This window comes from Streptomyces sp. NBC_00464 (assembly GCF_036013915.1).
GTDB lineage: Bacteria > Actinomycetota > Actinomycetes > Streptomycetales > Streptomycetaceae > Streptomyces.
This window is the reverse complement of record NZ_CP107899.1, coordinates 367,248-387,823: the sequence shown is the minus strand read 5'-3', so window position 1 is coordinate 387,823 and position 20,576 is coordinate 367,248. Positions and strand designations below refer to the sequence as shown.

15 protein-coding genes, 1 tRNA gene and 2 pseudogenes are annotated in these 20,576 nt (G+C 70.8%); 11 read left to right on the top strand and 7 right to left on the bottom strand.

Annotated elements, in window-relative coordinates:
• Nucleotides 1–66: 66 nt before the first annotated feature.
• From OG912_RS01685 to OG912_RS01650, 8 genes are read left to right on the top strand one after another with little or no spacing between them, the layout of a single operon-like run.
• Nucleotides 67–1,185, top strand: coding sequence for an inositol-3-phosphate synthase (locus tag OG912_RS01685; protein ID WP_327707817.1), 1,119 nt, complete (start codon nucleotides 67–69; stop codon nucleotides 1,183–1,185).
• Nucleotides 1,182–2,066: an SCO3242 family prenyltransferase gene (locus OG912_RS01680; protein WP_327707816.1), complete on the top strand. Its 885-nt coding sequence runs from the start codon at nucleotides 1,182–1,184 to the stop codon at nucleotides 2,064–2,066. Before OG912_RS01685 ends, OG912_RS01680 begins: the two co-directional genes overlap by 4 nt.
• On the top strand, nucleotides 2,063–2,920 hold the full coding sequence (locus OG912_RS01675) for a sugar phosphate isomerase/epimerase family protein (protein WP_327707815.1): 858 nt from the start codon (nucleotides 2,063–2,065) through the stop codon (nucleotides 2,918–2,920). Before OG912_RS01680 ends, OG912_RS01675 begins: the two co-directional genes overlap by 4 nt.
• A 21-nt stretch (nucleotides 2,921–2,941) precedes the next feature.
• Entirely contained in the window at nucleotides 2,942–3,610 is a 669-nt protein-coding gene (locus OG912_RS01670) for an EboA domain-containing protein (RefSeq protein WP_327707814.1), read from the top strand.
• Nucleotides 3,610–4,458, top strand: a complete 849-nt coding sequence (locus OG912_RS01665) for a TatD family hydrolase (RefSeq protein ID WP_327707813.1) — start codon at nucleotides 3,610–3,612, stop codon at nucleotides 4,456–4,458. The genes OG912_RS01670 and OG912_RS01665 overlap by 1 nt, the downstream gene beginning before the upstream one ends.
• A gap of 4 nt (nucleotides 4,459–4,462) precedes the next feature.
• Complete coding sequence (gene eboE / locus OG912_RS01660; protein WP_327707812.1) at nucleotides 4,463–5,638, top strand: metabolite traffic protein EboE; 1,176 nt, start codon at nucleotides 4,463–4,465, stop codon at nucleotides 5,636–5,638.
• A complete protein-coding gene (locus OG912_RS01655) occupies nucleotides 5,635–7,032 on the top strand; it encodes a nucleotide pyrophosphatase/phosphodiesterase family protein (RefSeq protein WP_327707811.1) in 1,398 nt (465 codons plus the stop codon). The genes eboE and OG912_RS01655 overlap by 4 nt, the downstream gene beginning before the upstream one ends.
• Nucleotides 7,033–7,081: 49 nt before the next feature.
• Nucleotides 7,082–8,251: a sugar phosphate isomerase/epimerase family protein gene (locus OG912_RS01650; protein WP_327707810.1), complete on the top strand. Its 1,170-nt coding sequence runs from the start codon at nucleotides 7,082–7,084 to the stop codon at nucleotides 8,249–8,251.
• A gap of 89 nt (nucleotides 8,252–8,340) precedes the next feature.
• On the opposite strand, the gene OG912_RS01645 is transcribed toward OG912_RS01650, so the two are convergent.
• The 4 genes from OG912_RS01645 to OG912_RS01630 form a co-directional block, all read right to left on the bottom strand.
• Complete coding sequence (locus tag OG912_RS01645; protein ID WP_327707809.1) at nucleotides 8,341–9,735, bottom strand: OFA family MFS transporter; 1,395 nt, start codon at nucleotides 9,733–9,735, stop codon at nucleotides 8,341–8,343.
• A gap of 69 nt (nucleotides 9,736–9,804) precedes the next feature.
• Nucleotides 9,805–11,943, bottom strand: coding sequence for an acetate--CoA ligase family protein (locus tag OG912_RS01640; protein ID WP_327707808.1), 2,139 nt, complete (start codon nucleotides 11,941–11,943; stop codon nucleotides 9,805–9,807).
• Between the two features lie 2 nt (nucleotides 11,944–11,945).
• Complete coding sequence (frc, locus tag OG912_RS01635; RefSeq protein WP_327707807.1) at nucleotides 11,946–13,175, bottom strand: formyl-CoA transferase; 1,230 nt, start codon at nucleotides 13,173–13,175, stop codon at nucleotides 11,946–11,948.
• 16 nt (nucleotides 13,176–13,191) lie between these two features.
• On the bottom strand, nucleotides 13,192–14,874 hold the full coding sequence (locus OG912_RS01630) for a thiamine pyrophosphate-binding protein (RefSeq protein WP_327707806.1): 1,683 nt from the start codon (nucleotides 14,872–14,874) through the stop codon (nucleotides 13,192–13,194).
• 165 nt (nucleotides 14,875–15,039) lie between these two features.
• Here OG912_RS01630 and OG912_RS01625 point away from each other — a divergent pair.
• Together OG912_RS01625 and OG912_RS01620 are read left to right on the top strand one after the other, a co-directional pair.
• Nucleotides 15,040–15,279, top strand: a pseudogene (locus tag OG912_RS01625) (ATP-grasp domain-containing protein); the annotation flags it as partial.
• Nucleotides 15,277–15,474, top strand: a pseudogene (locus OG912_RS01620) (aldehyde dehydrogenase family protein); the annotation flags it as partial. The pseudogenes OG912_RS01625 and OG912_RS01620, both read left to right, overlap by 3 nt.
• Before the next feature lie 10 nt (nucleotides 15,475–15,484).
• On the opposite strand, the gene OG912_RS01615 reads toward OG912_RS01620, so the two are convergent.
• On the bottom strand, nucleotides 15,485–16,789 hold the full coding sequence (locus tag OG912_RS01615) for a DUF2254 domain-containing protein (protein WP_327707805.1): 1,305 nt from the start codon (nucleotides 16,787–16,789) through the stop codon (nucleotides 15,485–15,487).
• A 247-nt stretch (nucleotides 16,790–17,036) separates the two neighbouring features.
• Between OG912_RS01615 and OG912_RS01610 the strand changes: the two genes are divergently transcribed.
• Nucleotides 17,037–17,124: transfer RNA gene (locus OG912_RS01610), tRNA-Leu, on the top strand.
• A gap of 110 nt (nucleotides 17,125–17,234) precedes the next feature.
• Here the strand turns inward: OG912_RS01610 and OG912_RS01605 are convergent.
• Both OG912_RS01605 and OG912_RS01600 read right to left on the bottom strand, forming a co-directional pair.
• On the bottom strand, nucleotides 17,235–18,806 hold the full coding sequence (locus OG912_RS01605) for a hypothetical protein (RefSeq protein WP_327707804.1): 1,572 nt from the start codon (nucleotides 18,804–18,806) through the stop codon (nucleotides 17,235–17,237).
• A 102-nt stretch (nucleotides 18,807–18,908) separates the two neighbouring features.
• Nucleotides 18,909–20,558 (bottom strand): FAD-dependent monooxygenase, encoded by a 1,650-nt coding sequence (locus tag OG912_RS01600; RefSeq protein WP_327707803.1) that lies wholly within the window; start codon nucleotides 20,556–20,558, stop codon nucleotides 18,909–18,911.
• Between the last annotated feature and the right edge of the window lie 18 nt (nucleotides 20,559–20,576).

The following is a 20,576-nucleotide window of genomic DNA, read 5'->3' as shown; positions in this document are numbered from 1 at the left end:
CCCGGCACCTTCCGCACAGCGCCATCAGCTCTGCCCAGCCAGGACCCCCAGCCAGGGAGGCAGCCCGTGTCAACAACCGGCGTACGTACCGGAGTCTGGTTCATCGGAGCACGCGGCTCCGTCGCCACCACCGCAACGGCGGGCTGCGCGGCGATCGCGGCGGGCCTCCACCCGGGGGCGGGCATGGTCACCGAGACCGCCCCGTTCGCCGACAGCGGTCTGCCACCCGTGACCTCGCTCGTCTTCGGCGGCCACGACATCCTGGACTGTCCGCTTCCCAAACGGGCCGAGGCCCTGGCTGCCGGGGGAGTGCTGCCGCACGGACTCCCGTCGGCCGTACGAGCCGAACTCGCCGCCGCAGACGCGGAGATACGCCCCGGCGGCCCCCTTCCCGGCGACACCCGCACGGACGAGGAACTCATCACAGCGTTCGCGGCCGACCTCACCGAATTCGGCCGGCGCAACAGCCTGGCCAGGACCGTCGTCGTCAACGTCTCCTCCACCGAACCGGCACCCGCCGCCGGCGCCGAGCGGCTGCCCGCCAGCTCGCTCTACGCCGCGGCGGCCCTCCGGGCCGGCTGCCCGTACGTCAACTTCACCCCCTCCACGGGGCTCCGCAGCCCCGCCCTCCAGGATTCCGTCGCGGCCTGCGGACTTCCTCACGCCGGCCGCGACGGCAAGACGGGCCAGACCCTGCTGCGCTCGGTCCTCGCCCCGATGTTCGTGCAGCGCGCCCTGCCCGTAAGGGCCTGGTCCGGCACCAATCTGCTGGGCGGCGGAGACGGCGCCGCGCTCGCCGACCCGGCCGCCGCCGCGGCGAAGAACGCCGGCAAGGAACGCGTCCTCGCCGACACCCTCGGCGCCGCCCCCGAGGGCGAGGTCCACATCGACGACGTCCCGGCGCTCGGTGACTGGAAGACCGCCTGGGACCACATCGCCTTCGACGGCTTCCTCGGCGCACGCATGGTGCTCCAGACCACCTGGCAGGGCTGCGACTCCGCCCTCGCCGCACCCCTGGTGCTCGACCTGGCCCGGCTGCTGGCCCGCGCCCACGAGGTGGGCCTCACCGGCGCGCGGCCCGAGCTCGGCTTCTACTTCAAGGACCCGGACGGCGGACCGGCCGCACTGTCCGAGCAGTACCTGGCGCTGCTGGCCTTCGCCGAGCGGCTGCGGGGGGAGAAGTGACGGCAGGCGCCTGGGCGGAACTGCTCAGGGTCTCCGCACTGTTCACCGTCCCGGGCGACGCCCTCGCGGGCGCGGCAGCCGTGGGACGGCGGCCCGGCCGCTCCACGGCCCTGGCCGCCTGCGCCTCCCTCTGTCTGTACGAGGCGGGCATGGCGCTCAACGACTGGGCCGACCGCGACGAGGACGCCGTCGACCGGCCGCACCGCCCGATCCCGTCGGGCCGGATCACGCCCCGCGCCGCGCTCGCCGCGGCGGGCGCACTGACCGCGGCGGGCCTCGCCCTCGCCGCACGGGCGGGCCGTCCGGCATTCACCGTCGCCACGGGCCTCGCAGCGACCGTATGGGCGTACGACCTCCGTCTGAAGCACACCCCGGCGGGCCCCGCCGCGATGGCGGCGGCGCGGGGCCTGGACCTGCTGCTGGGAGCGACGGCCACGCGGACGGCCCCGGCGCCCCGGGCGACCCGCGCCGCACTGACCGCCGCCGCTCTGCTGAGCACCCACACCTACGCGGTCACCACCGTCTCCCGTCACGAGACCCAGGGCGGATCCACCACCGCGCCGCTCGCCGCTCTCGCGGCCGTTGCCGGCATCGGCGGGGCCGTGGTGCGCGAAGGGCCGGCCTCCCGGGGCGCCCCCGCCCGGATCCTCCTCACCGCGCTCACCGGCGCCTACCTCCGCACCGCCGTACGTCCCCTCGCGCACGCCGCACTCAACCCGTCGCCGCCGCTCACCCAGCGCGCCGTCGGCAGCGGCATCCGGTCGATGATCCCGCTCCAGGCCGCCCTCGCCGCACGCGCCGGAGCCACCGGCACGGGGCTCGCGCTCATGGGCCTGGTCCCGCTCGCCCGCGCCCTCTCCCGGAAGGTGAGCCCCACATGACACTCCGCCTCGGCTACGGCACCAACGGGCTCACCGACCTACGCCTGGACGACGCCCTCGGGCTCCTCGCCGACCTCGGCTACGACGGCGTCGGCCTGACCCTCGACCACATGCACCTCGACCCGATGGCCCCCGACCTCGCCGCCCGCACCCGCCACGTCGCCGCCCGGCTCCAGAAGCTCGGGCTCGGCGTCACCGTGGAGACCGGGGCCCGCTACGTCCTGGACCCGCGCCGCAAGCACGGCCCCTCGCTCCTCGACCCGGACCCCGAGGCGCGCGCGGCCAGGACCGCGCTGCTCGTCCGGGCCGTCGACGTCGCCGCCGGGCTCGGCGCCCACGCCGTGCACTGCTTCAGCGGCATCAGGCCCCCGGACACCGCCCCGGACACCGCCTGGCAGCGGCTCACCGACGCCCTCGGGCCGGTCCTGGACGCCGCCGAACGGGCCGGGGTGCCCCTCGCGATCGAGCCGGAGCCCGGACACCTCCTCGCCAACCTCGCGGACTTCCACCACCTGCGGGTGCTGAGCGGCGACCCGGAACCGCTCGGGCTCACCCTCGACATCGGCCACTGCCAGTGCCTGGAGCCCGCCCTGCCCGTCGACTGCGTACGCGACGCCGCCCCCTGGCTGCGCCACGTACAGATCGAGGACATGCGCCGCGGCCTCCACGAGCACCTCCCCTTCGGCGACGGCGAGATCGACTTCCCGCCCGTGCTCGCCGCACTCGACGCGCTCGGCGACACCGGATACGCCGGACTCACCGTCGTCGAGCTGCCCCGCCACTCCCACGCGGGCCCCGAACTCGCCCGCACCTCCCTCGACTTCCTCAACAAGCACCGCCCGTCGAACCGCTGAGCCCGCCGAAGGGAGCACGCCATGACGCAGAACCCGCCCACCCCGCTCCTGACCCGCAAGGAACTCGACACCCTGCTCGGCGGAGCCGCGCGCGCCTGGCTCGACGAGGCCCTCGCCGAGGCCGCCCACTCCGCAGCCCACCCGGACACCGCGCCCTCGGACAGCTACGCCGTACCTCCGTGGGAGCTGCGGTACGCAGCCGCCGGCCGGTACTGCGGACTCGAACACGCCGACTCCGTACGCGCCCTGCTGATCATCGAGGCCCGCACCGCCCTGCCCGCCCTGACCCGCCTCTACGAACAGGGCACGGCCGCCGAACGCCGCGCCGTTCTGCGCACCCTGCCCGCACTGGACCTCGGCGCCACCGCCCTGCCGCTCGTCGAGGACGCCCTGCGCACCAACGACACCACGCTGGTCGCCGCAGCCGTCGGCCCGTACGCGGGCACCCACCTCGACCCGCACAACTGGCGCCACGCCGTCCTCAAGTGCCTGTTCACCGGTGTCCCCGTCGAGGCCGTCGACCAGCTGGCCCGAAGATCGCGCGGCGACGCGGAACTCGCCCGGATGCTGGGCGACTACGCGGCGGAACGCATCGCCGCGGGCCGCCCCGTCCCCGCCGGCCAGCACCGCGTACTCGCCCTCACGGCCCCCGGCCCCGCCGCCCCCGCCGCCCCCACGGAGGAGTCCTGATGCGCATCTTCGACCCCCACATCCACATGACCTCCCGCACCACGGACGACTACCGGGCGATGTACGACTCCGGGGTCCGCGCCCTGGTCGAACCCTCCTTCTGGCTCGGCCAGCCCCGCACCTCGCCCGCCAGCTTCCTCGACTACTTCGACGCGCTGCTCGGCTGGGAGCCCTTCCGCGCCGCCCAGTACGGCATCGCCCACCACTGCACGCTCGCCCTCAACCCCAAGGAGGCGAACGACCCCCGCTGCACCCCCGTCCTGGACGCCCTGCCCCGCTACCTGGTCAAGGACTCCGTCGTCGCCGTCGGCGAGATCGGCTACGACTCGATGACCCCGGCCGAGGACCACGCGCTGGCCGCCCAGCTCCAGCTCGCCGCCGACCACGGACTGCCCGCACTCGTCCACACACCGCACCGCGACAAACTCGCCGGTCTGCGCCGCACCATCGACGTCGTACGGGAGTCCCACCTCGCCCCGGAACTGGTGCTGCTCGACCACCTCAACGAGACGACCGTGAAGGACGCACTCGACAGCGGCTGCTGGGCCGGCTTCTCCATCTACCCCGACACCAAGATGGACGAGGACCGCATGGTCGCCGTCCTCAAGCTCCACGGCACCGAGAGGATCCTCGTCAACTCCGCAGCCGACTGGGGCAGGAGCGACCCGCTGAAGACCCGCCATGTGGGCGACGCCATGCTCGCCGCCGGCTTCACCGACGACGACGTCGACCAGGTGCTGTGGCGCAACCCCGTCGCCTTCTACGGCCAGAGCGGCCGCCTCCACCTCGACACCGCCGCCCCCGAACCGCTCCACGAGGGCAACTCCATCCTGCGCGGCGGGGAGTGAGCCCATGCGCTTCCGCCACCCCGACGGCACCGTCGTCCACCTCGCGTACTGCACCAACGTCCACCCCGCCGAAACCCTCGAAGGCGTCCGCACCCAACTGCGCGACCACTGCGAACCCGTACGCAGACGACTCGGCCGCGACCGCCTCGGCATCGGCCTCTGGCTCGCCAGGGACGCCGCCCGCACCCTGATCAACGACCCCTCGCAACTGCGCTCCCTGCGCGCCGAACTCGACCGCCGCGGCCTCGAAGTCGTCACACTCAACGGCTTCCCCTACGAGGGATTCGGCGCCGAGGAGGTCAAGTACCGGGTCTACAAGCCCGACTGGACCGACCCCGAACGCCTGGCCCACACCACCGACCTCGCCCGGCTCCTCGCCACACTCCTGCCCGACGACGTCACCGACGGCACCATCTCCACCCTCCCGCTCGCCTGGCGCACCCCGTACACCGGCGACCCCGAAGCGGCCCGCACCGCACTCGCCGCGCTCACCACCCTCGGCGAACGCCTCGACGCACTCGCCGAACTCACGGGCAAGTCCATCCGGATCGGCCTCGAACCCGAACCCGGATGCACCGTCGAGACCACGGCCGACGCCATCGCCCCCCTCACCGCCGTCGGCCACGCACGCATCGGCGTCTGCATCGACACCTGCCACCTCGCCACCTCCTTCGAGGACCCGGACACCGCACTCGACGCGCTCACCGCCGCCGGCATCCCCGCCGTCAAGGCGCAGCTCTCCGCGGCCCTGCACGCCGAGCACCCCCACCTCCCCGAGGTGCGTGCCGCCCTCGCCGCCTTCGCCGAGCCCCGCTTCCTGCACCAGACCCGCATCGCCACCGCTGCCGGACTGCGCGGCACCGACGACCTCGACGAAGCCGTCACCGGCGACGCCCTGCCCGACAGCGCCCCCTGGCGCGCCCACTTCCACGTACCCCTGCACGCACCGCCGGCGCCCCCGCTCACCTCCACCCTGCCCGTGCTCCGGGCCACGCTGGCCCGCCTGGTCGGCGGGGCCCGGCCGCTCACCCGGCACCTGGAGGTCGAGACGTACACCTGGCAGGCACTCCCGGCCGAGCTGCGCCCCCGCACCCGCGCCCAGCTCGCCGACGGCATCGCCGCCGAACTCACCCTCGCCCGCGACCTCCTGGTCGACCTCGGCCTCAAGGAGCTGCCATGACCACCGCCGGGACGACGCCCAGCCCCACACCCCTCCTCGTCCTCGACGTCGTCGGACTCACCCCCCGCCTCCTCGCCCACATGCCCCACCTCAAGGCGCTGGGACAGTCCGGCACCCACGCCCCGCTCGGCACCGTGCTGCCCGCCGTCACCTGCGCCGCCCAGTCCACCTTCCTCACCGGCACCACCCCCGCCGAGCACGGCATCGTCGCCAACGGCTGGTACTTCCGCGAAATCGGCGATGTGCTCCTGTGGCGCCAGCACAACGGGCTCGTCGAGGGCGACAAGCTCTGGGACGCCGCCCGCCGGACCCACCCCGGCTACACCGTCGCCAACATCTGCTGGTGGTACGCCATGGGCGCCGACACCGACTGGACCGTCACCCCGCGCCCCGTCTACTACGCCGACGGCCGCAAGGAACCCGACTGCTACACCCGCCCGCCCGCCCTCCACGACGAACTCACCGACAAGCTCGGCACCTTCCCCCTCTTCCACTTCTGGGGGCCCGGCGCCGACCTCGTCTCCTCCCAGTGGATCATCGACGCCACCCGCCACATCCTGGACACCCGCCACCCCGACCTCGCCCTGTGCTACCTCCCGCACCTCGACTACGACCTCCAGCGCTACGGCCCCGACGACCCGCGCGCCTTCAAGGCCGCCGCCGACCTCGACCGGGCCGTGGCCCCGCTGCTGGACGACGCCCGCCGCGAGGGCCGCACCGTCATCGCCCTCTCCGAGTACGGCATCACCCGCGTCGACCGGCCCGTCGACATCAACCGAGCGCTGCGCCGGGCCGGACTCCTGGAGGTCCACACCCAGGACGGCATGGAGTACCTGGACCCGATGGCCTCCCGGGCCTTCGCCGTCGCGGACCACCAGATCGCCCACATCTACGTACGCCGTCCCGAGGACCTCGAAGCGGCCCGCGCGGCCCTGGCGGACCTCCCGGGCATCGAGCAGCTCCTCGACGACGAGGGCAAGAAGGCCCAGGGCCTGGACCACCCCCGCTCCGGCGAGCTGGTCGCCGTCGCCGAACCGGACGCCTGGTTCACGTACTACTACTGGCTCGACGACGAACGGGCGCCCGACTTCGCCCAGCTCGTCGAGATCCACCGCAAACCCGGCTACGACCCCGTCGAGCTCTTCATGGACCCCGAGGACCCGTACGTACGGGTCAAGGCGGTCACGGCGGTCGCCCGCAAGAAGCTCGGCATGCGCTACCGCATGGCCGTCGTGCCACTCGATCCGTCACCCATTCGCGGCAGCCACGGCCGCCTCCCCCTGAGCGACGACGAAGGTCCGCTCATCCTCTGCTCCACCCCCCATGCGTTCACCGGCCCCGTCCGGGCCACCGAAGTGAAGTCCCTGCTCCTCACGCTGGCCGGCCTCGCATGAGACCGGTCCGTTCACAGCGCTGCGAGCATCTTCGAGAAGGAGAGAGACCGTGACCGTGTACAACGACGCATCCGGAACGGACGGCGCCCTGCGCCGCAGCCTCGGCATCGACCGCCGCCGCTTCCTCAGCACCTGCACGGCTGTCGGGGCGGCCGCGATCGCCGCGCCCGTCTTCGGCGCATCGCCGGCCTTCGCCCAGCCCGCCTCCGGTCCGGGGCACGACCACGGTCATGGCCACGGACACGGACAGGCTCTGGTGCCGGCGCACAAGCGCGGCATCATCCTGTACACCGTGCGCGACGCCACGGGCCGGGACCCGCTCAGCACCACCCTGCCCTCGGGCTTCCGTGACGTCTTCAAGGAGCTGGCCCGCTACGGCTACAAGCAGGTCGAGTTCGCCGGATACGGCCAGCACGCCAACGCCCCCGGCGGAAACAACCTGGAGACGGTGGAGGGCGCGAAGCTGCTGCGCTCGTGGCTGGACGACTACGGACTGCGCGCCCAGGGCAACCACGGCTTCATCCCGGGTTCCTGGCCCCTGAGTCAGAGCGACCTCGACCAGTTCAAGCGGCACCTGGAAATAGCCAACATCCTCGGCATGGACCACATGGGCACCGGAGGCGACCCCACCGGCAGCGCCTACCGCGCCGACTGGGACGTGGCCGCCGACAAGTGGAACGCACTGGGGCAGATCGCCCACCGTGCGGGCATCAAGCTGTACACCCACAACCACGACGCGGCCTACGGCTTCCTGCTCGACGGCGGTCCGCTGGACGAACAGGGGCGGCCCACCCGCAGTTCGGGCATCCGCAAGCTGGAGTACTTCCTCAAGGTCACCGACCCGAAGACCGTATGGCTGGAGATGGACGTCTACTGGGCGCACGTCGCCCAGTACAAGTTCCACACCTACACCGCGCTCGACGGATCGCAGCGGGAGAACATCTTCGACCCCGCCGCAGTGGTCCGCGGGAACAACAAGCGCTACCCGCTGTTCCACGCCAAGGACGGCATCGTCAACACGGCGAGTGGCGACGGCTACGACATGGTCCCCTTCGGCACGGGGGTCATCGACTACCGGACCTTCTTCCGCCGCGTCGGCGAGGCGAACTACCGCAACCCGATGGTCGAGCAGGACACCGCACCGAGCTCGACGGACCTCGCCCAGTCCCTGAAGCAGGCACGGATCAGCTACGAGGGCATGGCGGCGCTGCGCAAGTAGGCACGCCTCCGTCCCCGTCCCACCTCATACGTCGGGCCTCCCCGCACATGCGGGGAGGCCCGACGTATGAGGTGGGACGGGCGTCGCCTCTAGACGACCTCCCGGCTGACCGGCTGTGGATTCGGGACGATGTCCCGCACCCGCGGCCGCCCGGGCTGCCTCAGCATCAGAGCGATGCAGGCCGCCACCATGGAGATGGCCCCGGCCAGCGCGTAGGCACCGTTGTAGCCCCAGGAGTCGACCACCATCGAGCCGAGACCACCGCCGAACAGTCCGCTGACCAGCTTGCCGCTGTAGACGAGACCGTAGTTGGTGGCGTTGTAGTTCTCCCCGAAGTAGTCCGGGGTCATGGCGGCGAACATCGGGTAGAACGCACCGCCTCCGAAGCCGGAGAGGAAGGCGAAGAACAGGAACAGCCACTCGCTGTGCATGTTGCCGGCCCAGATCACACCGAACTGGGCGAGGCCCAGCACGACGATGACGAACACCAGGGTCAGCTTGCGGCCCCAGATGTCGGAGAGCCAGCCGACGACGGCCCGGCCGACCCCGTTGATGACGGCCATGACGCCCATGGAGGACGCCGCGACCAGAGGACCGAAGCCGACCTCCTTGGCGTAGTCCACCTGGAAGGAGATCCCGAATATGGACACCCCCGCCGTCAGGACGATGGTGATCCACATCAGGGGCAGCATGCCCGTCCGGATGGCCTCCTTCGGCGTGTACTGCTTCGACGCCGGCGGGTTCTTCGCCAGGCTCGCCGCACTCTTCGCGTTGCCCGTGTAGTTCAGCGGGTCGATCTCGGAGGGCCACCAGTTCTTCGGCGGGTCCTTGAAGAACCAGGCACAGACCGCCACAACGATCAGGACGTAGAGACCGATGAGGTCGAGCACCTCGTTGTAGTTGCTCGTGTCGAAGGCGTAGTTGAAGATGAAGATGAAGGGCAACGCGCCATAGGCGAAACCGCCGTTGACGAAGCCCGTCTTCGCACCGCGCCGTTCAGGGAACCACTTGCCCACCATGTTGATGCAGGTGGCGTAGATCAGTCCGGAACCCAGGCCGCCGACCACACCGAAGCCGCAGATGGCGCCGAAGACGTTGTCGACGTGCGAGAGCGCGAGGAAGCCGACCAGACAGAGCGCGGCGCCGATGTACATGGCACGGCGCGCGGTGAGTATGTTCTTCTCGCGCAGCCACCCGGCGGGGAACGCGATGCCCGCCTGGAAGAAGACCCAGACGCTGAGAATCCAGAACGTGTTGCTCTGTGTCCAGCCATGGGCCTCGGAGAGGGTGTCCTCCGCGGACCCGTAGGCGTACTCGGACACACTGATGGCCATCATCGCGATCCACGGCAGGTACACCATGAACTTGCGGCTGTGACCGAGGATGCCGTGGTCCGTCTCACCGACCCGGTAGACGCGGCCCTTGCTGTCCGTCACTTCCCGGTACGCGACGGCTGTCGCGCCCGGTTGTCCGTCTGTGCTCATGAATCTCCCCTTGGCTTCGAAAGAACCTGGCCAGCGCCCCCTGTCCAAACTCCTCGTGCCTGGGAAGGGTCAGGTCAGCAGCCCCGCGGCCCTTGCCCAGCGGTACTTCGCACCGAGCGCCGCGACCGGCTTCTCGGTGGTGTAGGGGTACGCGACGACGCCGCGCTCGAAGAGATACGCGCAGGCCTCCTCGACCTCGGTGTCCCCGGCCAGCGACGCGACGACCGGCTTCTCGATCCCGCGGTCCCGGAACTCCTGGACCACCCGGGCGGTCAGCTCGGCGAAGACCATCGGCGGGGTGACGATCGTGTGCCAGTAGCCCAGGACCAGCGCGTGGATGCGCGGGTCCTCCATGCCGAGCCTGATCGTCGCCTCGTACGTCGACGGCGGCTCACCGCCCGTGATGTCGATCGGGTTCCCGGCCGCGCCGAACGGCGGGATGAACGCCTTGAACGCGGAGTCGAGATCCGGCGGGATCTCCATCAGCGACAGGCCGTTGTCCACGATCGCGTCGGAGAGCAGTACACCGGATCCGCCCGCGCCGGTGATGATGACGATGTTGTCGCCCTTGGGTGCCGGAAGCACGGGCAGTGCCCGCGCGTACTCCAGCATGTCGTTCAGGCCGGGCGCCCTGATCACTCCTGCCTGGCGCAGGATGTCGTCGTACACGGCGTCGTCGCCGGCCAGCGCCCCGGTGTGGGAACCGGCCGCCTTCGCGCCCGCGCTCGTACGGCCCGCCTTCAGCACCACGATCGGCTTCTTCGGTACGGTCGCCCGCGCCGCCTCCACGAAGGCGCGCCCGTCCTTGAGGTCCTCCAGGTGCATCGCGATGCACTCGGTGTGTGGGTCCTCGCCGAACCAGGTCAGCAGATCGTCCTCGTCGAGGTCCGACTTGTTGCCGAGCCCGACGATCGCCGAGACACCGGTCTTCGTCGAACGGGCGAAGCCGAGGATCGCCATGCCGATGCCACCGGACTGGGACGTCAGCGCCACCCCGCCCTTCACGTCGTACGGGGTGCAGAACGTGGCGCACAGGTCCTGCCACGTCGAGTAGTAGCCGTAGATGTTGGGACCCAGCAGCCGCACGCCGTGCCGCTCGCCGATCGCCACGATCTCGTCCTGCAACGCCTGTTCACCGGTCTCGGCGAAGCCGGACGGAATCAGGACCGCGTTCGCGATGCCCTTGCGGCCCACCTCCTCCAGCGCCGACGCCACGAACTTGGCAGGGATCGCGAAGACCGCCACATCCACCTCGCCGGGAACGTCCGTGACACTCTTGTACGCCTTGCGGCCCAGAATGTCATCGGCCCGGGGATTGACCGGATGGATCTCCCCGGCAAAACCCCCGTCGATGAGGTTGCGCATCACCGAATTACCGATCTTTCCCGCCTCGTTGGAGGCGCCGATCACCGCGACCGAGTGAGGCTCCATCAACCGGCGCATCGAGGCGAGGATCTCCTCGCGGCTGTACGTGCGCCGTTCCTTGACGGCCTCGGTGGCCAGCAGAATCCGGATATCGGCGGCGACGGCACCGTCCGGGGAAGCGATCACCGGGTTGAGGTCGACCTCGGCGATCTCCGGGAAGTCCGTGACCAGTTGGGACACCCGACGGATCTGCTCGGCCAGCGCCCACCGGTCGACCGCCGGCGCGCCGCGCACCCCGCGCAGGATCTCCGCCGCGCCGATCGAGTCGAGCATCGACAGCGCCTCGTCCGGGGTGACGGGCGCGAGCCGGAAGGTGATGTCCTTCAGCACCTCCACCAGCACGCCGCCCAGGCCGAAGGCGACGACCTTGCCGAACGTCGGGTCCGTCACCGCACCGATGATCACCTCCTGCCCGGGCGGCACCAGCTGCTGCACCTGCACCCCGTCGATCCGTGCGTCCGGCGCATACGCCCGCACGTTCTCGATGATGCGGCAGAACGCCTCCCTGACCTGCGAGGCACCCTCCACACCGACGACGACCCCGCCGGCATCCGTCTTGTGCAGCACATCGGGGGAGACGATCTTCAGTACGACGGGCCCGCCGAGCCGGTCCGCATGGGCCACCGCCTCGTCGATGTCCTGCGCCAGCTCCTCGCCGGGCACCACGATCCCGTACGCATCCGCCACGACCTTGCCCTCGGGGGCGGTGAGCGCCGTCCGGCCGGAGGTCCGGACGGATTCGAGGAGCTGCCTGACCTGTTCGCGATCCTGTGATTCGACCATGCTCAGATGACTCCGCTCGTCTTCAGCAGCCGCAGTTCCTCGTCACCGAGGCCCAGTTCGCCGACGTACACCTCTTCGTTGTGCTGGCCGAGCAGCGGTGAGGTCACCACGTCCACGGGGGAGTCGGAGAGCTTCAGCGGACTTCCGACGGTGGTGAAGGTCCCGCGCTCGGGGTGCTCCACCCGTACGACCATCTCGTTGGCGGCCAGCGACTCGTCCTCCACGATCTCCTTGGTGGACAGGATCGGACCACAGGGGATGTTGTGCCCGTTGAGCTGTTCCAGGACCTCCCACTTGGGCAGCGTGGACGACCACTCCTCGATGAGCTGGAACATCTTGTTCAACTTGGGCAGCCGGGCCTCGGGCGTCGCCCACTCGGGGTCCTCCACCAGCTCCGGACGCCCGATCAGCGAGGCGAGCGGTTGCCAGCCGACGGGCTGCACGATCACGTACACATAGTCGTTGGGGCCTCCGGGCGCGCACTTCACCGCCCAGCCGGGCTGTCCGCCACCGCTGGCGTTGCCGCTGCGCGGCACCTCGTCGCCGAAGTTCTCGTTCGGATACTCGGCCAACGGGCCGTGTGTGAGGCGCTGTTGGTCGCGCAGCTTGACCCGGCACAGATTGAGCACCGCGTGCTGCATGGCGACGTTGACGCGCTGCCCCCGCCCGGTGTTCTCGCGCTGGAACAGGGCGGCCAGAATGCCGGCGACGGCGTGGATGCCGGTCCCGGAGTCACCGATCTGCGCACCGGTCGCCAGCGGCGGACCGTCCTCGAAACCGGTGGTGGACATCGAGCCGCCCATCGCCTGGGCGACCACCTCGTACGCCTTGAAGTTGGTGTACGGCCCTTCCCCGAAGCCCTTGATGGAGGCGTACACGATCCTCGGGTTGATCTCCTGGATGCGCTCCCAGGTGAATCCCATCCGGTCGACGGCCCCCGGCCCGAAGTTCTCCACCATCACATCGCTGCGGCGGATGAGGTCGGTGAGGATCTCCTTGCCGCGCGCGCTCTTGGTGTTCAGCGTGATGCTCCGCTTGTTGCAGTTGAGCATCGTGAAGTAGAGGGAGTCGACATCGGGCAGATCGCGCAGCTGCTTGCGGGTGATGTCACCGCTGGGAGCCTCCAGTTTGACCACGTCCGCACCGAGCCAGGCGAGCAGCTGGGTGGCGGAGGGACCGGACTGTACGTGCGTCATGTCGAGGACGCGCACGCCCTCAAGAGCTTTGGTCATGCCAACGGCTCCTCTGCTACTTGTACATGGTCTGGTTCATGGTTCCGGGGGCGTACGCGTCCGGGTCGACCCAGACGTTGATCAGCGAGGGCAGGCCGGATTCGCGGGCCCGCCGCAGCGCCGGCGCGATGTCGGCCGGATCGCGCACCTCCTCGCCGTAACCCCCCAGCATCTGGGCGAACTTGTCGTAATGGACGTCGCCGAGGGTGTTGCCGACCCGCTCGCGCGCGTCGCCGTACTTGGCCTTTTGGCCGTAACGGATCTGGTTCATCGAGGAGTTGTTGCCGACGATGCCGACGAACGGGAGGTTGTAGCGCACCAGCGTCTCGAAGTCCCAGCCGGTGAGGGAGAACGCGCCGTCACCGAAGAGTGCGACGACCTCCTTGTCGGGCCGGGCCTGCTTTGCGGCCAGCACGAACGGCACGCCGACGCCGAGGGTGCCGAGCGGCCCCGGGTCCATCCAGTGGCCGGGCGACTTCGGCTGCACGACCTGACCGGAGAAGGTCACGATGTCGCCGCCGTCCCCGATGTAGATCGAGTCCTCGGTGAGGAACTCGTTGATCTCGCTGACCAGACGGTACGGGTGGATCGGCGGCGCGTCCGACCTCAGACTCGGCAACCGCTTTTCGATCGCGGTCTGTTCGGCGGTGCGCAGCTCCTCCAGCCAGGCCTTGCGCTTGACCGCACCGCCGTTGAGCCGCCCGCTCGCGGCTTCGGTGACGGCCTTCAGGACCAGGCCCGCGTCACCGACGATCCCGAGATCGATGTCCCGGTTCTTGCCGACCGTGCGGTAGTCGAGGTCGATCTGCACGACGGTGGCGTCGGGGGAGAGCCGCTTCCCGTATCCCATGCGGAAGTCGAACGGCGTCCCCACGATGATGATGAGGTCGGCGTTGGAGAACGCGTAGCGACGCGACAACTGGAAGTGGTGCGGATCCCCGGGCGGCAGGGTGCCGCGGCCCGCCCCGTTCATGTACGCCGGGACGTTCAGGGTGCGTACGAGCTCGATCGCGGAGTCCGTGGCGCGGGTGGTCCACACCTGACTGCCCAGCAGGATCGCCGGCTTCTCGGCGTGTACGAGGAGGTCGGCGAGCCTTTCGACGGCCGCGGGGTCTCCGGGCGAGCGGGTCGAGGCCCGGTACTGCCCGGCCTGTGGCACCCGGGCCTTCGACACCGGCACCTTGGCGTCCAGTACATCGCGCGGGATCTCCAGGAAGGACGGGCCGGGGGCGCCGTGGTAGCACTCGCGGAAGGCCATGGACACCATGTCCGCGGCGCGCGCGGTGTCCGGCACGGAGGCGGAGAACTTCGAGATCGGCGCCATCATCTCGACATGCGGGAGATCCTGGAGCGAGCCCATCTTGTGCTGGCTGTGCGCCCCCTGACCACCGATCAGCAGCATGGGCGACTCGGCGCGGAAGGCGTTCGCGACGCCCGTCACCGCGTCCGTCGTCCCCGGCCCTGCGGTGACGACGGCGCACCCGGGCTTCCCGGTGATCCGTGCGTAGCCGTCGGCGGCGTGGGCGGCGACCTGCTCGTGTCGTACGTCGACGACCTCGATGCCCTCGTCGACGCAGCCGTCGTAGATGTCGATGATGTGGCCGCCGCAGAGGGTGTAGATGCGCTCCACCCCCTCGGCCTTCAACGCCTTCGCGACCAAGTGCCCACCGGAAATGAGGTCCTGGCTGTCCTCGGGCATGAAGATCCCTGTCCCTTCGTAGGGGAGTACGGGAGCCGCTCCAGTGCCCCCGCGGTACATTGCATACAGTCGACGAATACTGTATGAACCTTGTTATCCCGCATCCGGTGGGTGGTGTCCAGGGGGCGTGCGGCACTTTCACAATCGGCGCGATCGGGAGTGGCTATGGATCTGTACGAGCACCAGGCACGGCAACTCTTCGCAGAACACGGCATAGCGGTACCCCGCGCCGAGGTCGTCGGCAGTGCGGCGCGGGCGCAGCGGGCGGCCCGGCGGCTCGGCGGACGCGTCGTCGTCAAGGCGCAGGTCAAGACCGGAGGCCGCGGCAAGGCGGGCGGGGTGAGGATGGCGGCGGACCCCGCGGCTGCGGCCCTCATGGCACGTCGGATTCTCGGCATGGGGCTGGCCCCGCAGATCCGCGCCTTCAAGGTCGGCCATGGCACACCCCGATCCCGGGGCGACCGCGAAGAGCTCTTCGGCGGCTTCGGCGCCTCCTGGCGCGGGGCGTTCGTCGGCGGTGAACTCCTGGTCCGCGCGGTCACCGACGGCCCGGCGGACGACCGCCTGCCGGGCAACTTCCCGGACCGCCACCTGATCTAGGCAGGGGCCCTCACCCGATCCCCTGCCGGTCGGGCAGCAGCGCGAACTCGCGCTCGGCGGCCTCCGGCACCGTGCGCTCCACCGCCTGCACCAGCAGCGCACGGTGCCGGAGCAGCGGACCCTGCCGCTCCGGCCCGGCCAGCAGCACCAGGTCATCGATGCCGGCCAGCAGCCGCCGCGTCACCTGCGGACTGTCGGTCGCGCACCGCCGGATCTCCTCGAACCCGAGATCCACGAGGTCCACCCACCCCGGCACGTCCTGAACGAGCCGCACCACCCCCTTGCGGTCCCGGTGGTGGACGGCGCCGAGGGGGAGCCCCGACACGGCCGCGAGGAACTGCACGATGCGGTCGAGGCACTGCACGGCGGTGGTCGGATCGTTCACCGCCGGCGACAGTGCCCGCAGCGCGATGTCCGACAGCTGCCGCAGCCCGAACGCCAGATCCTGGTGGAGCGTGCGCTCGACCCCGACGGACACCGTGTACCGCAGCGCGCGCCGGGGCGGCGCGGTCCCCCCGTGCACCGCCAGGACCGGCGTGCCCGGCACGACGAAGTCCCCGAGCCGGGGGACCAGCCGCAGCACCGCACCCTGCTGCCGGGCGGCCCGGACCAGCCGCGCCACGTTCACGTCCCGCAGCACCCCGGCCCGCCCCTCGTGCAGGATCTGCCCGGTCTCCGCGGGAAGCGCCTCCTCGCGCGGCCCGCCGACGGGCATCCGCCGCAGTACATGGAAGGAGTCCCGTGTGATCCGGTCGACGACGGGACCGACCTGCATCAACCGCAGCGTGGCGCTCACGTACGCGATGAAGAGCAGCAGGCTGAGCCCGACGAGCACGGCAGTCAGGATGCTCTGCAGAAACGGGACGGACACGACGCGGCGCGGATCGGCCGTGCTCTCGTACGAGCTCAGGACCAGCAGCGAGAACACGAAGGTCGCCAGGAAGACGGAGAGCGTGAGCTTGCTGATCCGGCTCCGTACGAAGATCCGCACCACCCGGGGCGTGAGCTGCCCGCTCGCCATCTGCACGGCCACCAGCGAGATGCTGAAGACCACACCGATGAAGGTCATCATCGCCGAGCTGATCGTGACGACGATCGTCTTCGTGTCCTCGGCGATCGAGACCAGGTCCGTGATCTCGTCGTACGCCTGCTGGTCCTGGAGGTAGGCCACGATCTGCTCGTCCAGTGCCGAGGCGATGAACCAGAGCACGACGGCGCAGATCAGCGTCAGGGTCGGGGCGAACCAGAAGGTCTCGCGCAGGTGCTCGCGCAGGGGCGACAGCGCGCGGGGTGGCCGGTAGCCGCGATCACTCATGCCCGCGAACGTAACCCGGCCCGCCCGCGCAACGGTGGATGCCGTCACCGACCCTCCGGCCGTACGGTGCGTACACGACGTGCGACGGACCGTGCGCGATCGACCGGATCCGGGCCCGCCCCCGTCCCGCCGATGCCCCCGCACCGCACTGACCAGGGCGATGACCACCGGATATGCAGGTGAGAGCGACCCCAAACCCCTGGTATTGTTTTCTTTGTCGCCGCGGGAGACCGGGGCCGACCACCTAGTCCGGGTGGCGGAATGGCAGACGCGCTAGCTTGAGGTGCTAGTGCCCTTTATCGGGCGTGGGGGTTCAAGTCCCCCCTCGGACACCAGCTGGGACCCCTGTTCATCAGGGGTCCTTCTGCTTTTCGGGCCAGGCCGCGTTCGGCCGGCCCCGACGACAGCCGCCGCCCCGAGACGCTCCGCCCGCGATGGCTCCCGGTCAGGCAGAGGACAGCTGTTCGGCTATCTCCTTGATCCAAGCGGCACTCCTCGCGGGGTCGTTGAGGGAGTTCGCCCACTCGTCCGGGGTCTGCCGGTGTTGGGCGGGGCCCGCTTTCAGAGCGACGAGAAGGGCCCTGGCCGAGTCCCGCATGTCGGCCGATGTGTCGCCGCTCCCCGCGATGTCCGTGCCCGCCGCCAATCCGTAGATCTTCCGCGCCATGGCCTGACGCTCGCCGTTCTCCACCTTCTTCCAGAACTTCAGGGCCTCCTTCAGCGCGTCCTCCCGGGTGGCGGGCTCCGCCGGGGCCGCATCCCCCGCCCAGCGTTCCGGGTGGCGTGCTCCGTCGTAACGCTTCATGCCCGCGCGGCCGGCCTTGTAGGCGGTGACGCCGAGGATGAGGCCGGCCGCACCTGCGGCGAGGCCCCAGCCGACCGGGTTGCTCGCCAGTGCGGCTCCTCCCGCTGTGGCGGCGACCGCCGTCACGATGCCGCCTGCGGCCTTGGTGGACTCGCCCACTGCGGTGAGCGCCTGCTTGCCCATCTTGTTGCGCTGCTTGCCGAGCGCGTACGTGTGCACCGTGTTGAGCGTGTTCCCCTCTTCCGCGCGCCGGACGTCTCTGGCGGCGTCACGTGCCGTACCCGTGGCCGCCCAGGCGGCATCGATGGCCTGGGAAACGCGCTCCAGCCGGTCCGCGTCCTCGTGGTCCCAATGGGCATCCAGCGCGACGTACGCCTCGTCCGCGGCCCATTCGGCTTCCTGCCGTGCCTGGTTCAGCCGGGCCAGTGCCCCCTCGTCGGTGCGGTCGGGCCTTCCGAGCTCCTTGAGAGCACGGTATTTGCGGGCGGTCAGTCCGAAGCGGCCCGCCGCGCGGGCGCCTTTCACCGCGCCGACGACACTGGATCCGATGCCGCTTGCCTCGGCCGCTGTCGCGGCGTGCATCGCCTTCTGGGCCTTGGTCAGTTCCTTGGCGATACCGAGGGCATAGTTTCCCGCGCCGGCGGCGCCGATGACCGCGTCGGCCGTCTTGGTGTTGGCCTTCTTGTCCGCTCCGTGAAAGGCCGCCCCGTCCGTGTGCTTCGCGGCGTCCTTCCTCGCTTTGACCGCCTCCATGCCGCTGAGCACGGCGCCGGCGGTCTCCGTGACCAGGTTCTCCGACGCGGCGGCGGTCCCCGAGGAGCCGGCGGAGTGCTTGAGGGCTTCGTCGGCCGTGGCGGAGGCCTGCTGGGAGAAGCCCGCGTTGGCAGGGACATGGACGCCCTTGACGAAGGTGTCGATGAACTCGAGATTCTTCTTGAGCTTGTCGAGGACCGCGGCGATCCGGTCGCGATAGCTCTTCGATCCGGTGGAGGGGCTGCCGTTCTCCGGCTCCTTCTCCGGTTCCTTCCCCTCCGCGGTGTCCCTGGCACGCTGCACTGCCGCGACCGCGGCCCGGTTGCCGAGGCTGGACTGGATCCGTAGGAGGGGGCGATCCGGCGAGTCGCGGACCGGAGCCCCGGCCCGGCTCTGCCGGGTCGGGGGCAGGACAGCCACGGACTGCCGAGTCGAGGTGCGGTGGACCGGGGTGCTCATGACGTACCTCTCCTGTGCCGGACCGGGCGAGTGGAGAGTAGCCAGGCGGAGCCAACAGAAGAGGAACGGCGGGAAGATCCTTCACGTACGCCGGGCGGGTGGTCACCCCGCATGACCGGACAGGGCCGCGAAGTGGTCCGCCACGGCCTTCGCGGTACCGGAGAGCGGGAAACGGGCGCCGAGCTGGCCGTCCGGGCGCACGATGAAGCCGGTCGGGCCGTCGGGGCGGTAGAGCCTGGCGAACTCACCGGCGGCATCGCGGTACGCGGGCGTGTCCGGCGGGGAGTCGCGCCCGACGACGGTGACCGTGTGCAGCCCGCCTGCCTCGTCCGCATCGCCCGCCTCGACGTCGGCGCTCTTCTCCGCGTACAGCACCAGCACATGCCCCGTGAGTCCGCGCAGCACGTCGAGCAGCCGCAGCGGGTAGGTGGCCACCGGCGTGGTCAGCCCCGCGCAGTCCGGGGCCCGGTCACCGGGCTGGGGTGCGTCGTCCGGCCCGTACGGGGCGGAGGCGAGGGGGCCGTCCCGGTACCCGACGAGCAGCTGGGCCTCGCGGAGCATCAGCGTCTCCATGTCGTCGGCGTCGTTCTCGATGCCCCGCGTGGCGTGCCGCACGGTCCGGCCGACGACCTCCTCACCGACCGGGCGCCGTTCCGCGTCGTAGCTGGTGAGGAGGGCGGGACCGGCTTCCCCACGGACCACGAGAGCGAGCTTCCAGGCCAGGTTGCAGGCGTCCTGGATGCCGGTGTTCATGCCCTGCGCCCCGGTCGGCGGATGGATGTGGGCGGCATCGCCCGCGACGAAGACCCGGCCCTCGCCGTACCGGTCGACGATGCGGTGACTGATGCGGAAGACGGAGGACCAGCGCATCCCGGACAGGGTCGCCGGCCTGGGGGCCAGGCGGTCGACGACGGCCTGGATGTCGGAGAGCTCCGGCACACATCCCCCCTCCAGCCCGTGCGCCACCTCGGCCCCGTCGGCCGCCCCGGCGGAGAGCTCGGGCGGCACCAGCATGGACATCCGGTAGCGGCCGTCGCCCGGGAGCGGGATACAGACCAGCAGGTCATCGGTGGAGCCGTCGTCGCCGGTGTGGCTCGCGCGCACCCCGTAGCCGTACGGCAGGTCCCAGTCGGCCACGACGTCCGCCAGCATGTACTCCTCGGCGAAGGCCCCACCCTCGAAGGAGAGCCCCAGCCCCTTGCGTACGGTGCTGTGCGCGCCGTCGCAGCCGACCAGGAAACGGGCGCGAACCTCCTCGGCGGCGCCGGATCCGGTGCGCAGGTGCGCCGTGACCCCGTCCGCGTCCTGGGCGAACGACAGCAGCTCGGTCCCGCGCTCGACGCGCGTGTCCAGGCCCGCCAGGTACTCCTCCAGGATGCGCTCGGTCTCGTACTGCGGAAGCGCGGCGAAGCCGTAGGGCACCTCGGGCGGGAGGACGAGATCGATCCGTGCCACCTCGCTCCCGTTGACATGGATCAGCTGGCCGCGCATCGGGACGGCGGCCTCCAGCACGGTGCGCACCAGGCCCATCCGGTCCCAGATCTCCAGGGTGCGCGGCTGGATGCCGACGGCCTTGGCGTACGGGAGCCGGGCCGGCAGCCGCTCGACGACGCGGCACGACACCCCGCGACGGCGAAGCTCGGCGGCCGCGCTCAGCCCGACCGGACCGGCGCCGGCGACGATCACGTCAGTGGTGTGGTCGTGTGCCACGGATGCCTCCCGTGCCGTGCCCCCGGGCGGTCCCTCCTCCATGGTCGCCCGATGCGGGAC